This is a genomic window from Prevotella phocaeensis, assembly GCF_900065875.1.
GTDB lineage: Bacteria > Bacteroidota > Bacteroidia > Bacteroidales > Bacteroidaceae > Prevotella > Prevotella phocaeensis.
This window is the reverse complement of the sequence record NZ_LT160626.1, coordinates 597847-614142: the sequence shown is the minus strand read 5'-3', so window position 1 is coordinate 614142 and position 16296 is coordinate 597847. Positions and strand designations below refer to the sequence as shown.

The 16296-nt window shown below is 47.9% G+C and carries 12 protein-coding genes; all 12 read left to right on the top strand.

The features are described 5' to 3' along the window. Nucleotides 1-13 precede the first annotated feature (13 nt). The 12 genes from BN3912_RS10625 to BN3912_RS10570 all read left to right on the top strand — a co-directional run bounded on the left by BN3912_RS10625 (nucleotide 14) and on the right by BN3912_RS10570 (nucleotide 16262). Nucleotides 14-1720 carry a RagB/SusD family nutrient uptake outer membrane protein gene (locus BN3912_RS10625; RefSeq protein WP_004369040.1) on the top strand — a complete coding sequence of 569 codons (1707 nt, stop codon included), beginning with the start codon at nucleotides 14-16 and terminating at the stop codon, nucleotides 1718-1720. 125 nt (nucleotides 1721-1845) lie between these two features. Beyond that, nucleotides 1846-4899 (top strand): golvesin C-terminal-like domain-containing protein, encoded by a 3054-nt coding sequence (locus BN3912_RS10620; protein ID WP_023984025.1) that lies wholly within the window; start codon nucleotides 1846-1848, stop codon nucleotides 4897-4899. A 50-nt stretch (nucleotides 4900-4949) separates the two neighbouring features. Further along, entirely contained in the window at nucleotides 4950-6809 is a 1860-nt protein-coding gene (locus BN3912_RS10615; RefSeq protein WP_317038900.1) for an outer membrane protein assembly factor BamB family protein, read from the top strand. A 12-nt stretch (nucleotides 6810-6821) separates the two neighbouring features. After that, entirely contained in the window at nucleotides 6822-8291 is a 1470-nt protein-coding gene (locus BN3912_RS10610) for a glycosyltransferase family 2 protein (RefSeq protein ID WP_023984027.1), read from the top strand. Between the two features lie 156 nt (nucleotides 8292-8447). After that, a complete protein-coding gene (locus BN3912_RS10605) occupies nucleotides 8448-9749 on the top strand; it encodes an MFS transporter (protein ID WP_064972319.1) in 1302 nt (433 codons plus the stop codon). Nucleotides 9750-9765: 16 nt separating this feature from the next. Next, nucleotides 9766-10995, top strand: coding sequence for an exo-beta-N-acetylmuramidase NamZ family protein (locus BN3912_RS10600; RefSeq protein ID WP_023984028.1), 1230 nt, complete (start codon nucleotides 9766-9768; stop codon nucleotides 10993-10995). Between the two features lie 50 nt (nucleotides 10996-11045). After that, complete coding sequence (locus tag BN3912_RS10595) at nucleotides 11046-12209, top strand: acyltransferase family protein (protein WP_023984029.1); 1164 nt, start codon at nucleotides 11046-11048, stop codon at nucleotides 12207-12209. Further along, entirely contained in the window at nucleotides 12206-13051 is an 846-nt protein-coding gene (locus BN3912_RS10590) for a hypothetical protein (RefSeq protein WP_023984030.1), read from the top strand. The genes BN3912_RS10595 and BN3912_RS10590 overlap by 4 nt, the downstream gene beginning before the upstream one ends. 11 nt (nucleotides 13052-13062) lie before the next feature. Next, nucleotides 13063-13887 carry an N-acetylmuramic acid 6-phosphate etherase gene (murQ, locus tag BN3912_RS10585; RefSeq protein WP_023984031.1) on the top strand — a complete coding sequence of 275 codons (825 nt, stop codon included), beginning with the start codon at nucleotides 13063-13065 and terminating at the stop codon, nucleotides 13885-13887. Nucleotides 13888-13955: 68 nt separating this feature from the next. After that, nucleotides 13956-14594, top strand: a complete 639-nt coding sequence (locus tag BN3912_RS10580; protein WP_023984032.1) for a DUF4294 domain-containing protein — start codon at nucleotides 13956-13958, stop codon at nucleotides 14592-14594. An 833-nt stretch (nucleotides 14595-15427) separates the two neighbouring features. After that, nucleotides 15428-15961, top strand: a complete 534-nt coding sequence (locus BN3912_RS10575) for an RNA polymerase sigma factor (protein ID WP_023984033.1) — start codon at nucleotides 15428-15430, stop codon at nucleotides 15959-15961. Then, nucleotides 15945-16262, top strand: a complete 318-nt coding sequence (locus BN3912_RS10570; RefSeq protein WP_023984034.1) for a hypothetical protein — start codon at nucleotides 15945-15947, stop codon at nucleotides 16260-16262. The genes BN3912_RS10575 and BN3912_RS10570 overlap by 17 nt, the downstream gene beginning before the upstream one ends. The last annotated feature ends 34 nt before the right edge of the window (nucleotides 16263-16296 follow it).

Below are 16296 nucleotides of genomic sequence, written 5' to 3'. Positions count from 1 at the left end.
AAAGAACAACACTATGAAAAAATCAATATTATATACTTTCGCAATCGCTGTATTTCTATTAACCGGTTGCGATGACATGCTTGACAAGTCGCCCCGTGACCAACTAAGCAATACTCCTGTGTTCTGGAACAATTCGAACAACGTGGAAAGTTACAGCAATAGATTTTACACGAATTATATAGGTTTCAGTCAGAACGGAGGCGCCGGATGGTTTTATTTCATGAGTCTGTCAGACGATCAAGTAAGCCCTACATTCGACAATTGGGACTATGTAACCGTGCCGGCTACGACGAGCGACTGGACCGGCAAGTTCCAAGAAGTACGTCGCATCAACTATATGATACAAGGGTTAGCTGCATCTACGCTTTCTAACAAGGCATATTACATGGCTGTGGGCAGACTTAACAGAGCATGGGAGTACTACCAATTGGTTCGTGAGTACGGAGATGTGCAATGGTTGGACGAAGTAATTACCGATCCGGAGGATACGAAAATATACGGAAAACGTACCGACCGCGACGTGGTGATGGACTCTGTACTCAACGATTTGGACTATGCTATCGCAAATCTAAACTCGGTAAGCGACAAAACAGCATGGAGTAAAGAGATGGCACAGGCCATGAAGAGCGATATTTGTCTGTACGAAGGCACTTATTGCAGGTACCGCACATTGGCCGATAACGGCAAGGCTCCCGATGAAACCCGTGCCAAGAAATATCTGCAGGAGTGCGTGTCTGCATCGGAAGCCATCATGTCTTCTGGAAAATTCGGGCTCACCTCCAACTATGGAGAGATATACAATTCGCTGGCGCTCGGCAGCTGTAATGAAATCATCTTCTACCGTAATTACGAAAAGGATTTGGTGATGCACGGCACGATAGACTACACTTGCAGTTCTACCGAGCAAAGAGGTATCTCACGGGATGCCATCGATGCCTTCCTCTTTACAGACGGAAAGCCCAAAGCAACGACCACTCTCAGCACCGACGACAAAGCTGTACTCAATGCGAAAGGCGACTATTCCATTAGTAAAATGCTGTCTGTACGCGACAAAAGACTCTCCGTACTCGTCGATTCCATCGTATGTTTCAAAGGTCATGGATGGGCCCGTCTCAACAATGACGGAGGAGCGTCGGGATCAGCCTTGATGACTTCGTCTACCGGATATACCATCCGCAAATACGACAACCTTACTCTAGAAACCTATTACCGCACGAATACGAACACCGGTTATACCGATGCTCCGCTGTACTGGTATGCTGTAATCTTGTTAAACGAGGCTGAAGCCAAGGCTGAGTTAGGCACCATCACCAACGACGACTTAGATAAAACCGTCAATTTGCTAATGAGTCGTGCCGGATTACCTAACCTCACAACGTCTCCGGCTGCCGATCCGGCCAACAATATGGGCGTAAGCAATCTGCTTTGGGAGATACGTCGTTGCCGCCGTTGCGAACTGATGACAGACAATTGGTATCGTTATTGGGACATCATACGTTGGCATCAGCTCGACAAACTCGACAGCAATACCTACCCAAACATCAATCGTGGTGCCAATCTGAGTAATGTAACCAACTGTGAGGTAGCATTGGATGCAGACAAATACATCATCGGAACAACGGCTACACGTACCTATAGGAATAAATATTATTTATATCCGGTACCGACAAATCAGCTTACATTGAGCCCGGAAACCGGACAGAACCCCAACTGGGAGTAAATGTCACACTGTTTCCATTCATTCCCATATTAATCACGCTACCGGAGTTTTAGTAAAACTCCGGTAGCTTTTATCCACATTAAAAATAATTTACGACCATTCTGCACTGCGTAAATAAGAAAAAGATGAGAGCTCTATTTTTACATCTCATGATAGCCGGGCTGCTTTTCCCCGCGTTTTCAAAGGCGCAAAGCCTTAACCAAGACGAGAAAAAAAGCATAGAGAAAATTCTGAACGACCATGCCAAAGGCATACGTGCCGGCGTTATAAAAATAGACTCTACCGCTGTCGACGGCGACACGCTTACGCTCTACGTAAACGATAACCTGCAAGACATTCCCATACGCGACAGCAATTACCAAAGTATCACCCATGCCGTGGGGCAGATTTTGGCACAACGGTTTGCCGATAAAGCCGTAAAAATCGTTACCGATGGGCACGAACTGCGCACGCTCATCCCCCGTATAACACTGTCGAAACGAGAAAAACGACCGGCGTTTACCTATCCTGCCGGTATTCCGCTTACCCGAAATCTCGATCGTCCGTATAAACCAACGCGGGGATTATATGGAAGACACATCGCTATGTGGCAGAGTCATGGCTGGTATTACGAGCAAGGACTGGCACGTTGGGAATGGCAACGAGCCCGATTGTTCCAGACTGTCGAGGATAAATATACCCAGACCTACGTCGTTCCTTATCTTATTCCGATGCTCGAAAATGCGGGAGCCATCGTTATGACACCCCGCGAACGAGACGCGAACCCCTACGAAGTCATTGTAGACAACGACGGCGCCCTTGCCGCAACGTCGACCTACCGCGAGCAGAACGGCAGCCGGCCGTGGCAAACCGGTCGAGACAAAGGCTTTGCCTATACGAAAGAACAATACAAAGATTTCGAAAATCCCTTCACAGACGGTACCTATCGCGAAGCCGAAACCGTAACCAAGCCGAGCGAGGCCGGCACCATAGCTTGGATACCCGATATACCTAAGACACACAAGTATGCCGTCTATGTGGCTTACAATACCCAAATAAACAGCACAGACGGCGCTTCTTACACCGTATACCATAAGGGCGGCAAAACTACCTTTACCGTTAACCAGACCATGGGTGGCGGTACATGGGTGTATCTCGGCACCTTTATGTTCGATAAAGGCATGAAAGGGCGGGTGGAACTTACCAATCTTTCGAAGAAAGCGGGGCAGATCGTTACCGCCGATGCCGTAAGGTTCGGCGGCGGCATGGGCAATATTGCCCGCCGAACCGATGGCGACAGCATCGCTACCAATATGAAATCTACACGAAAAAACGACCGTCTGCCGCGCAATGCCTGTCAGCCTAAGATCGATTATCCTTACGAAGTAAGCGGTTATCCGCGCTTCGAAGAGGCGGCACGCTATTGGCTTCAGTGGGCCGGAATACCCGACAGTATATACTCGCCGAGCCATGGTAAGAACGATTACACCGATGACTATAAATGTCGGGGTATATGGGTGAACTACCTCGCCGGCGGAACCAAGGCCGTTCCCGATGCCAAGGGACTGGGCATCCCCGTCGACCTGTCGCTCGCGTTCCATAGCGATGCCGGCTGTGTTTACGGCGACTCTATCATCGGGACACTGGGTATATACCAGACAGATGCCTATAACGGCAAATATGCCGACGGCACATCGCGCGACGCCAACCGCGACCTATGCGACCTTGTACTGACGAGCATCACGAACGACATACGCACCCTTTACGAACCCAAGTGGACTCGACGCGGCATGTGGAACAGCCGTTACTTCGAAGCATGGACGCCCCGTGTGCCTGCCATGCTGCTCGAACTGCTATCGCACAATAACTTTGCCGACATGAGGTATGGGCTCGATCCGCGTTTCCACTTCACTGTAAGCCGCGCTGTCTATAAAGGTATTCTCCGTTTCCTAAGCGATGAGTACGGCTACGACTACGTGGTGCAGCCGTTGCCCGTAAGCCATTTCGCAGCCATACTGAAGGAAAAGAACGAGGTAACGCTCTCTTGGCAAGCCGTAACCGACTCGCTCGAGCCCACTGCCAAGGCCGAAAAATACATCGTATATACACGTGTAGGCGACACGGATTTCGACAATGGCGTGGTTGTAAAGAAAAACAGTTACACTTGCAAGATACCTGCAGACCAAATAGTCAGCTTTAAGATTACGGCCATCAACAAGGGGGGAGAGAGTTTCCCGTCGGAAATACTCTCAGTAGGCATATCGTCTGCCGCCCAAACAAAGCCCGTTCTGGTGGTCAATGGCTTTAATCGTATCAGCGCTCCTGACGACTTCCGTTCGGCCGATGACGAGCAGGCAGGCTTCTTGGCCGACCAAGATAACGGCGTTCCATACCGCAATATGATCACTTATGTGGGCAAGATGAAGGAGTTCCGGCGCGTTATACCGTGGACAGACGACGATTCGAGCGGCTTCGGAGATAGCTATGGCAACTGTGAAAAGATGGTTATCGCCGGCAATACATTCGATTATCCTGCCTTGCATGGTGCGGCCATCCTGAAAGCAGGCTACAGCTTCGCCTCCGTAAGCAGGGATGCACTGACCGCAAAAAATATTCTCAACACCGACGATTACTGTGCCTTAGACCTTATTCTGGGCAAACAAAAGCAATCGAAAATGGGGCGCGGCGGCGTTACACCGCTAAGGTTCAAGACTTTCGATACCGACATGCAACAGATACTCACACGCTATTGCCAAGCCGGAGGACGCGTATTCGTGTCGGGTTCTTATGTGGGAACCGACCTGTGGCAAAACTCTGTAGCCCCTGCGAATAAAGAAGATCAGGATTTTGCACAGCGCATATTGAAGTATAAGTGGCGCGATAACAGGGCCGCACTCGAAGGAAACATCCGTTACGTGGCATCTCCGCTAACGGAAGATCGTCTGCATCTCACCTATTATAACAAGCCCAACGAAGATTCATACGTGGTTGAATCGCCCGATGCCATAGATCCTGCCGACGCTTGTGCATATACCGCGTTCCGTTATACGGAGAATAATCTCAGTGCAGGCATCGTGTTCGGCGGTAACGAAAGCGACCGCTGGCGTACCGTTGTCCTCGGTTTTCCATTCGAAGCCGTAACGGGCAGCACCGATAGAGACGTGCTCATGCAAAAAATACTGCAATACCTATTGAAATGACTTTACAGAAATATATCCTACATTTGCGGGCATACGTGCTGCTCGCAGCCATGTGCGCAATGGCTTGTCATGCCTTGCCGACGATGGCAGGCGAACCCTTTCGCTTCGCTTTGCTTACCGATATTCACATCAATGCCAAAGAAACATCGGCGACGGAAGACCTGCGCAACTCCGTTAAACAAATCAATGCGACCGATAATTTAGACTTTGTTCTCGTGACAGGCGATATTGCCGACGAGGGCGATAGGGCTTCTCTCATCCTTGCCAAGCAAGAGTTAGACAAACTGAAGATACCTTATTATATTATTATGGGTAATCATGATCAGAAATGGAGTGAGAGCGGATGCATGGATTTCAAGCGTATCTTCGGTTACGAACGGTTCAAATTCGAACACAAGGGCTACCTCTTTCTGGGTTTCAACTGCGGTCCTCTGATGCGTATGGCGTTGGGACACGTGCCGCCGGAAGACATTGATTGGGTGAAAAATGAATTAGAAAAGAACGGTAAGAACGGCAAACCGGTGTTCTTGGTTACTCATATGCCGATGTTACCCCAAGATACCGACAATTGGAACGACGTAACCGATGCCGTTCGTATTTACCCTGTAAAGGCGTTCATCGGCGGACATTATCATAAAAACAGCTATCTCAGTTACGACGGTATCCCCGGTATTATCAGCATAACCAATCTAAGAAAGCAGGGAAACGACTACAGTCAGTACAACGAGTTCGAGCTTACGGCCGACTCGATGATCGTATATACCCACCCTGTGGGGCATCCGCGTTACCGTTGGACTGCCATTTCGCTCACAAAATCTTATTACGATACCAAGCCCGGATCGCCGGATATGAGGCCTGATTTCAGCATCAACCGAGAATATCCTGCTGTAAAAAGAGTGTGGGAAGTAGCTTCTCGCGCCGGAATATATTCCTCGCCCGTACCTTATAAAGGCAAGGTGTATGTGGCAGATAACCTCGGCAGACTGAGTTGCTACACCGAAAAAGACGGTCGGGAGCTGTGGACATACCGAACAGAAGGGCGTATTATAGGTACTCCGGCTATCGGGAAAGGCGTCGTTGTGGCCGGTTCGGCCGACGATAATATCTATGGTGTGGATGCCGCGAGCGGCAAATTGCGCTGGAAGGTGCACACCCGACGGCCGGTTGTCAGCGCAGTTACTACGGACAAAAACGTGGCATACGTCGGCGGCAGCGACAGCACATTCCGCGCCATCAACGTAACCGACGGCCGTATCGTATGGGAAAATCACGACGTGTGTGGCTATGTAGAAACAAAACCCTTGGTCACTAACGATCTTGTGTTGTTCGGGGCGTGGGACAATTCGGTGTATGCGTTAGACAAACAGAGCGGCCTCTTGCGGTGGAAATGGACAACTTGTGCCGAAAAAGGCATGCACTATTCGCCCGCAGCCGTGTGGCTTGTCGAAGCTCATAACAAGGTCTTTCTCGTCGATCCCGAGCGTGCGATGACAGCACTTGATATCCGTACCGGCGATATGCTGTGGAGAACATACCAAAGCAAGGTGCGCGAATCTATCGGACTCTCGGCAGATAAGCGGCGTATATATGCCAAAACCATGCAAGACAGCGTAGTATGTTATGCCGCAGACACACCCTCTGCTCACGAAATATGGGCATCCAATGTGGGCTTTGGCTACGAACATGCCACCGTTATGCTTACCGAGAAAGACGGTGTGGTGTTCAGTTCAACCAAGAATGGACTCATCTTTGCCGTAGACGCCCGCACCGGACGCGTGTACTGGAAACACAAAATAGGCAATACGCTTATCAACACCGTAGTGCCTTTGAGTAAGACCGAAGTGCTCTACACCAATGAAGACGGCCTGATAGGTAAACTGAGAATAGACGAAAGAATATATAAAAACTAAAAATACAAACGCATGAAACAAATGATAGACTGCTTTTTGCCGATAGCAGGAGCAGAAGAATTGGCAAAGACAATACACAGTTTGAAAGAACAGAACGAGGTGGCACGCATCGTAGTAATGCAGACTGGTGCCGACAAAGCGCCGTCTGGCTGCGATACGCTGACCATCGACACGCTGAAAAGCAGTCGCACGATGCGTGCGATCGCCGCTGAAGCCAAGGCTCCCTACACGCTGTTGTACTTTAAAGAGCAATACATGGAGATGGGATATTATGCCTTGAACCGCATGATACAGATTGCCGAAGCCACCGGAGCGGGCATGCTGTATGCCGACCATTACCAAACTACCGCCGACGGCACACGCAACGAAGCGCCCGTGATAGACTATCAAACGGGGAGTCTTCGTGATGATTTCGACTTCGGATCGGTGGTTCTCCTGCGCACGGATGCCCTGAAAGAAGCTGCACAACGTATGACCGACGATTATCAGGCGGCCGGTTTCTACGACTTGAGACTGAAACTGTCGGAAAAAGAAGACTTCGTTCACATCAATGAATACCTCTATTCGGAGATTGAACTCGATAACCGAAAGACGGGAGAGAAACTGTTCGACTATGTTGATCCGCGCAACCGTGCCTCGCAAATCGAGATGGAGCAGGCCTGCACCGACTATCTAAAAGACGTAGGTGGCTATCTGGCGCCGGCATTTGCCGATGTTCCCCTACATGAAAAGGGCTTCGAATACGAGGCAACCGTAATGATACCCGTACGCAACCGTGTACGTACCATTCGCGATGCCATCAACAGTGCGTTGAGTCAGCAAACAACGTTCAAATTCAACGTATTCGTTGTAGAAAACGGACCGGAGTACCATTCCACCGACGGCACCACTGAAGCTATCGAAGAATATACGGACGAACGCATTGTACACATCATTCCCACACGCAACGACATCGGTGTGGGCGGCAGTTGGAATATGGCTATCCATCATCCCAAGTGCGGAAAGTTCATTGTTCAGTTAGATAGCGACGACGTATATTCAGGCCCCGACACGCTTCAGAAGATCGTAGATGCCTTTTATACACAGAACTGTGCCATGATTATCGGCTCATACATGCTGACCGACATCAAACTCAACACACTTCCGCCGGGCAAAATAGACCACAAAGAGTGGACACCCGACAACGGCCGCAACAACGCCTTGCGCATCAATGGTTTGGGTGCACCGCGCGCATTCTTTACGCCTGTGGTACGCGAAATCAACCTCCCGAACGTGAATTACGGTGAAGATTACGCCTTAGGACTGGCCATTTCTCGCCGTTACCAGATAGGACGTATCTTCGATGTGCTCTATAATTGCCGCCGATGGGATGATAATTCCGACGCTGCACTAAGCATCGAAAAGAACAACCGCAACAACCTATACAAGGATCGCATACGTACTTGGGAGCTTCAGGCACGCATCAAGATGAACAAAAGATAGAATGTCGGAAGAAACTTTTATATAGTTATGAAAGACAGACATACTATCTAAACGAGACAGATGGTATATCTAAAGCCCTTAGATAGGTATTCTAAATTACTTAGATGCCATACCTAAGAAAACCATTTGTGATATATTGATTAACAAAGTATTAGAATGAACGATAATAAACGTAAATCGCTGTGGGTATGGATCCCCTCGCTATACTTTACAGAGGGGTTGCCTTATGCCGCCGTGATGATGCTCTCGGTGGTGATGTATGCCAAGATGGGCATATCGAATGCCGCCATTACCTTTTGGACGGGGCTCTTCGGACTGCCATGGGTGATAAAACCGTTGTGGTCGCCCTTTGTAGATATCTTTAAAACAAAGCGTTGGTGGATCGTTACCATGCAGTTCCTGATGGGCTGCGGACTGGCAGGTATCGCCTTCGTTATCCCCATGAGCTTCTTTTTTCAAGCCACTCTGGCCATCTTTTTCCTGCTGGCTTTCAGTTCTTCTACCCACGACATTGCAGCCGACGGGTTCTATCTGCTGGCGCTGAACGAGAAAGAACGTGCACTGTGGGTGGGCATCCGTTCCACGTTCTACCGCGTTTCGATGGTGGTAGGTCAAGGTCTGTTGGTGATAGTTGCCGGTTGGCTCGAGAAAATCGGTACCATCCGTTTCTCTTGGACAGTTACTTATTTCATCACAGCCGGTTTTATGGTGCTTATGTTTCTGTATCATCGTTTCATTCTTCCGCACCCTGCGTCGGATGTATCTGTGGCGGGCGAGGGACATAAAACTGCCCACGACGTGCTTCGGGAGTTCCTTATAACCTTCAAAACATTCTTTAAAAAGAGATATGTATTGCCGGCTGTCTTCTTTATGTTGTTCTATCGTCTGCCCGAATCATTGCTTCAACGCATCATATCTCCCTTTTTGCTTGACAGAACAGCTAACGGCGGACTCGGTATTTCTACCGAAGAACTGGGGTGGATATACGGCATATTCGGTGTTGTAGGTCTGCTTGCCGGCGGTATCATCGGAGGAATAGCCATTGCCAAGGGCGGTCTGAAACGCTGGCTTTGGCCTATGGCCTGCTCTATCATGCTCTCTTGTGGCGCTTTTGTGTACCTGAGCATGGCGCAACCTTCCGATTTCTGGCTGATCAACGGTTTCGTTTTCATCGAACAGTTCGGCTACGGATTCGGCTTTACTGCCTATATGCTTTACTTAATGGAGTTCTCCGAAGGCGCTCACAAGACTGCCCATTACGCGTTCTGTACAGGACTGATGGCCTTGGGAAACTTGGCCGGCATGGTTTCGGGCGCCATTCAGGAGTGCATCGGATATCAGAATTTCTTCCTTTTCGTAATGAGTACCTGCCTTGTTACCATCCTCGTATGCCTCTTTATACGGCTTGATTTACCTAAAGAGGAGGATACCGAAGAGTATGTGCCGTATAACGAATAATAATAAACATACGCACATGAAGAAATATGTTTTATGCCTTGCTGTGTTATGCTGCTGCTTTAGCGCAGTTGCCAAGGTAAAAGTGCTCACGGGAATAGAGGTGCTGAAGCAGCAAAACTTCAAGGTTCTTGAAGGCAAACGGGTGGGGCTCGTAACCAATCCCACGGGGGTAGACAACGAACTGCAATCGGATGTTGATATTCTGGCGGCCGTTCGGGGCATTAAACTGGTAGCCCTGTTCGGCCCTGAACACGGTGTGCGTGGCAGCGCTCATGCCGGTTTAAAGGTGGAAGACAACAGAGACGAAGCCACCGGACTGCCCGTTTATTCGCTTTACGGCAAGTATCGTGTGCCGGCGAAAGAGATGCTTCAAGGCATCGACGTGCTGGTTTACGACATTCAAGACATCGGGTGCCGCTCGTTTACCTATATCAGTACGCTCGGCAACATTATGAAAGCAGCCGCCGAAAACAATATTCAAGTAGTGGTGCTCGACCGTCCTAACCCGCTCGGAGGCCTAAAAATAGAGGGCAACATTACCGAAGACGACTGTATATCATTCGTCAGCAGACTTAAAATACCCTACGTCTACGGTCTTACCGCGGGCGAGTTGGCGTTGATGCTCAATGGCGAAAACATGCTCGGAGCCAAGTGCGATTTGACCGTGATCAAGATGAAAGGTTGGAAACGCAGAATGACTTACACCGATACGGGGTTACCATGGGTGTTGCCGTCGCCCCATATACCGGAACCGATCTCGGCGCCTTTCTACGCCGTGTCGGGCATCGTGGGCGAACTCGACGACATTTCGATCGGCGTAGGCTACACGCTTCCGTTCCAAATCTTCGGTGCTTCGTGGGTAAAAGCGCACGAATTGGCTTCGGCAATGAACGCATTGAACCTGCAAGGAGTAACTTTCCGTCCGATTTACTACTCCCCTTTCTACAGCAAAGGCAAAGGCAAGGAACTACAAGGTGTGCAGGTGTATTTCACCGACTACGGCAAGGCGCGGCTCTGCGATACGCAGTTTTACCTGCTTCAGGAGTTATATCGTCTCTATCCCGACCACGATATATTACAGCAAGCCTCTAACGATCGCAAGGATATGTTCGACAAAGTGTGCGGCTCGAAGGAGATACGTCGGCTTTTCATGCAGCATCATCGATGGGCAGACGCCCGCTCTTATTGGGACAAAGATGCGGAAACGTTCCGTCGGCTCTCGCAAAAATATTACTTATATAAATAAACAAAGTTGCGCAAAAGCGGGATAATCGTCAGCTAAAAAACGAAAATGATATGGACACTGCAATACAACAGAAGAAACGCATATTGGCAGTAGACATCCTGCGAGGCATGACCATCGCGGGCATGATACTCGTGAACAACCCGGGAACAGACACTGTGTACGCTCCGTTAGAGCATGCAGAATGGATAGGACTCACACCTACCGACTTGGTTTTCCCATTCTTCATGTTCATTATGGGCATCACAACGTATCTGTCGCTTAAAAAATTTGAGTTCAAATGGTCGGTGGAATGTGGGCAGAAGATTGCCAAGCGGGCATTATTGCTATGGTTGATCGGCCTTGCTATCTCATGGTTGTTCATGTTCTGCCGAGGTTTGCTTGATCCCGATATGAGCTCTATGCCTTTCGGAAGTCGATTATGGGCATCTGTAAACACTTTCGATCATTTGCGTCTCCTCGGTGTATTGCCACGACTCGGCATTTGTTACGGGCTGGCAGCGGTCGTTGCCCTTTCCGTAAAGCATAAATACATCCCGTGGCTCATCGCTATAATTTTCATAGGTTATTACATTCTTTTGGAAACCTGCAACGGCTATGCCCACGATGCTTCTAACATTCTGGCTATAGTAGACGATGCCGTCCTCGGCCATGGACATGTGTATCGCTGGGAGAGTCCCGATCCTGAAGGATTATTGAGCACGTTCCCCGCCCTCGCCCATGTACTTATCGGCTTTTGTGTGGGGCGCACGGTGATGGAAATGCAGAACCTTAACGACAAAATAGAGCGACTGTTCCTCATCGGAGCGCTACTTACGTTTGCGGGATTTCTATTGTCTTACGCCTGTCCTATCAGCAAAAAGCTGTGGACTCCTACCTTTGCAATGGTGACATGCGGCTTGGCGTCGACGTTACTCGCCCTGCTTACGTGGTATATTGACAAGCACGGACATGAAAACAAGGGCACTCTGTTCTTCCAAGTGTTCGGCGTTAATCCTTTGGCATTATATGTGTTGTCCGACTTGTTGCTCATCCCGATTTCCATGCTTCCGCTTATTGGCGGCGCCAGTATCCATGCCTTCACGTTCGACAACCTGCTCATGCCTGTGCTATGCAGCGTGAAAGCCGCCTCTTTGGCGTGGGCTTTGCTCTACGTGATACTGAATTGGGCATGCGGATATTACCTATTTAAGAAAAAAATATATATAAAATTATGATATTATTAGCAGATAGCGGTTCTACCAAAACCGACTGGTGTTTGGTAGACAACGGTCAGGTAAGACTGACAGTTAAAACATGCGGTTTCAATCCTTTCTATCAAACGGAAGAAGATATAGCCAAAGAACTCCGTACAACCCTTGTGCCCGAGCTCCCCTCGAATACTGTCGACGATGTGTTTTTCTACGGGGCAGGCTGCACACCCGAAAAAAGTACCATTGTTGCAGGGGCGTTAAAACGCGCACTGAACATCGGCGGACAATGCGAAGTGGCTACAGATATGCTCGCTGCAGCGCGCAGTCTGTGCGGACATAAGGCGGGCATTGCCTGCATACTCGGCACGGGAAGCAACTCTTGTGCTTACGATGGCGAGAAGATAACACACAACGTGTCGCCGTTGGGTTTCATACTTGGCGACGAAGGAAGCGGCGCAGTACTCGGAAAGACACTCGTGGGAGACATTCTGAAACGGCAGCTTCCGCAGCCCATCATCGATGCTTTCAACGCGAAATATGCCCTCACGTCGGCCGAAATCATCGATCGTGTGTACCGTCAGAAGTTGCCTAACCGCTTCTTGGCAGGCTTCGTACCTTTCTTAAGCGAGCATCTCGACGATGCTAACATATACAATCTCGTGGTCGAGAGCTTCCGTCGGTTCCTCGTACGCAATGTGAAACAGTACGCAGGATGGCAACATACGCCCATTGGGTTCAACGGTTCGATTGCCTATTACTTCCGTGCTCCGCTCGAAGACGCACTGCATGCCGAAGGCATGACGCTCGGACGTATTATACAGGCTCCTATGAAAGGGCTCATAGAATATCACAACGGCACAATTTAACCCACCCACTCATGGCTTTCATCAAAATATCTGAGCAGCCTTCACTCTATGACAACTTGGAGAAGAAGACGATACACGAACTGCTCACAGACATCAATACCGAAGACAAGAAGGTGGCGTTCGCCACTGAAAAGGCTATTCCGCAGATAGAAAAACTCGTGTCGCTCATCGTTCCGCGCATGAAAAAAGGCGGGCGCATCTTCTATATGGGAGCGGGAACCAGCGGACGTCTCGGCGTTCTTGATGCTTCGGAGATACCGCCAACATTCGGTGTGGCGCCCACACATATTATCGGTCTCATCGCCGGAGGCGACACTGCACTGCGCAATGCCGTAGAAAAAGCCGAAGACGATGAGCAACGCGGATGGGAAGAACTGAAAGAACATGAAATCAACACCAAAGATACAGTGATCGGAATTGCCGCATCGGGCACCACGCCTTACGTCATCGGCGCCCTACGCAAAGCCCGTGAGCACGGCATATTGACGGGCTGTATCACGAGTAACCCCGACTCGCCTATGGCCGAAGTATCGGATGTACCCATCGAAATGGTAGTAGGCCCCGAATTCGTAACGGGCAGTTCGCGCATGAAGTCGGGCACAGGACAGAAGATGATCCTTAACATGATCTCCACTTCTGTGATGATCCAACTCGGACGTGTAAAGGGAAACCGCATGGTAAACATGCAACTTACCAATCAAAAACTCGTTGACCGTGGCACACGAATGATCGTAGACGAGCTCGGACTCGACTACAATCATGCCCGCCGCATCCTGCTGATGTACGGCTCGGTAAAGAAAGCTATCGATGCCTATCGCGCCGAAGACGACAAATAAACATATTAATTTAATTAAAACAAAATAATTTCTGCGGCCGAAAAAATATCACTATTTTTGCCGTAGTTATGCGAAGGTGGTGCATCGTACTCATGATGTCGGTATGCTTGCAATTACAGGCACAGACCGAACGGCCGGGACATATCAACCCCGAAGATAGGACTGTTGATATGGACAATCCTACTTTTGAGCCGTTACTTAAGGTGAGTAAGGTGCTTAATGGCGGCGATTCCATACAGTATGTGGAGATGAACAACGTGTATGTGTACCCTCAACCGGTGTTCAAAAGCGAGCAGGAACGCCAAGCCTATAACCGTTTGGTGTATAATATCAAGAAAGTGTTGCCCATAGCCAAGGAAGTCAGGCAGATTATCCTCGAGACTTACGAGTATTTGGAGACCTTGCCGAACAAGAAAGCTAAGGATGAACACATGAAATTGGTAGAGAAGAGCATCCGTAAGGAGTACACCCCACGCATGAAAAAGCTGTCTTATCAGCAGGGAAAACTACTCATCAAACTTGTTTTTCGTGAGTGTAACTCTTCTTCGTACCAACTTATACAGGCGTTCATGGGCCCGATCAGAGCCGGTTTTTGGCAGGCTTTCGCGTGGACTTTCGGTGCCAGTCTCACCAAGAAATACGATCCGAACGGCGTAGACCGGCTGACCGAACGCGTAGTATTGCAGGTGGAGTCGGGCCAATTATAATATAAAACCTAACCTGATACAGGTATAAGAAAATACATTTATTCCCATTATATATCATCAATCGCATCATATCGATTTTTAAACTTTCTATATCCATATAATTTACAAACATTATTGAGCAACGTTTCCATGTGTCTTATCCTATAATCGCTCCATGGAACAGCAGCAATAAGCAGAGATTTCTTTCTGTTGTTTATACATATTTATTTCTTGTGAAAGAGTACAAGGACTCTTCATTCTTACGACTTCATACTCAAGATACCCATGATGATTATTGAAAACACTGACAGAAGCCGGCTTATCGCTTAAAAGATTTATTATATTCTAATAAGAATATATATATTTCCGTCATTTGTCAGTATCTTTACAAATAACTGTTTATCAATACAATACAATAGTTTTTGCATGACAGAATAACTGTAATATAACGAAAGACACATACATTGACGATCCCCAAAAAGATATATTTCTTTCGCATAACAGAAAGGCATGCCTTATACAAATATATTATATCATTGGTACAAGATAGGTATACGTTTGTTGGAGGGTATATATAAGACGGAGAGAAGGCATGTCTACATGAGATTTTACTGTCATTTCATCACCCATAATACCATCATAACCACCTTATGATCAGAAACATTCTTCTAACATGACAGTATGACGATAAAATAACAAAAACATATAAGTGCATATATGGATAAGATGTTTTTTAAATGAGCAGGTAAAAATCATAATTTATTTTCGGTAAACATAGTTTTTAAAAGATTAAATATTCGATCTCGTGTAATAAAAGTATCGGTTCGCAGTCTATATAATAGAAATCTTAAAAAATGGAAGATAGGGAGATCATAAATCGGATACTCTGTAAAAGCGATACCAAATGCTATCGCGAAATAGTCGGGCGATATTCGGGAAAGGTCTTTTCGAAAGTCCTTAGCATCGTCAAACGCGAAGAATTGGCCAAAGAAATAACCCAACAATCTTTTATCCGAGCCTATATCAAACTCGATAGTTGGAAAGGAACTTCTTTAGGTCCATGGCTCAATGCCGTGGCAGTGCATATTGCTCTAAACACTCTCTATAAAGAACGGAAGAGGCATGCAGAACCTATAGAACAGACAGTTATCGCAGAACATCCTCAAGAATATTCGGATGAGCACGAGCAACTGTTACAACTGATGGAGAAGGCCATCGGCAGACTATCTCCATCCGATCGGAATATTATCTGCATGCACTACTATCAAAGGATGAAAACCGACGAGATAGCAAAAACTCTCGGCATGACCGGTAATAATGTTTTGGTGAAATTACACCGCATTCGTGAACGTTTAAAAAAAGAAATTCAAAATGAAAGAAATCAATGATAATGAGTTCAACACTCTGATAAAAGATACTTTTGAACGCAGAGAAGTGCTTGAAAATATCCATCGGCAGGTAATGATGACCGTGAAGAAGCGGAAAAGGCATGCAGAGTTTTGTCGATGGGCACGGCTTTTGGTCTTTTGCTTCGGATTCCCTCTTCTTGTTATGTTCATGCTTTACTCTGCTTACGAAATAATCGTGTCGAATTTGTCTTCACAAGCTGTTATTGTTTCCATGGCATTCTTTATTGCTACGATATTCGTTTTTGCATATAAAACAATAGGCGAATTTTCTTTTGAATGAGATGTAATAATCGGATAGGCAGATTGTCTTTTTA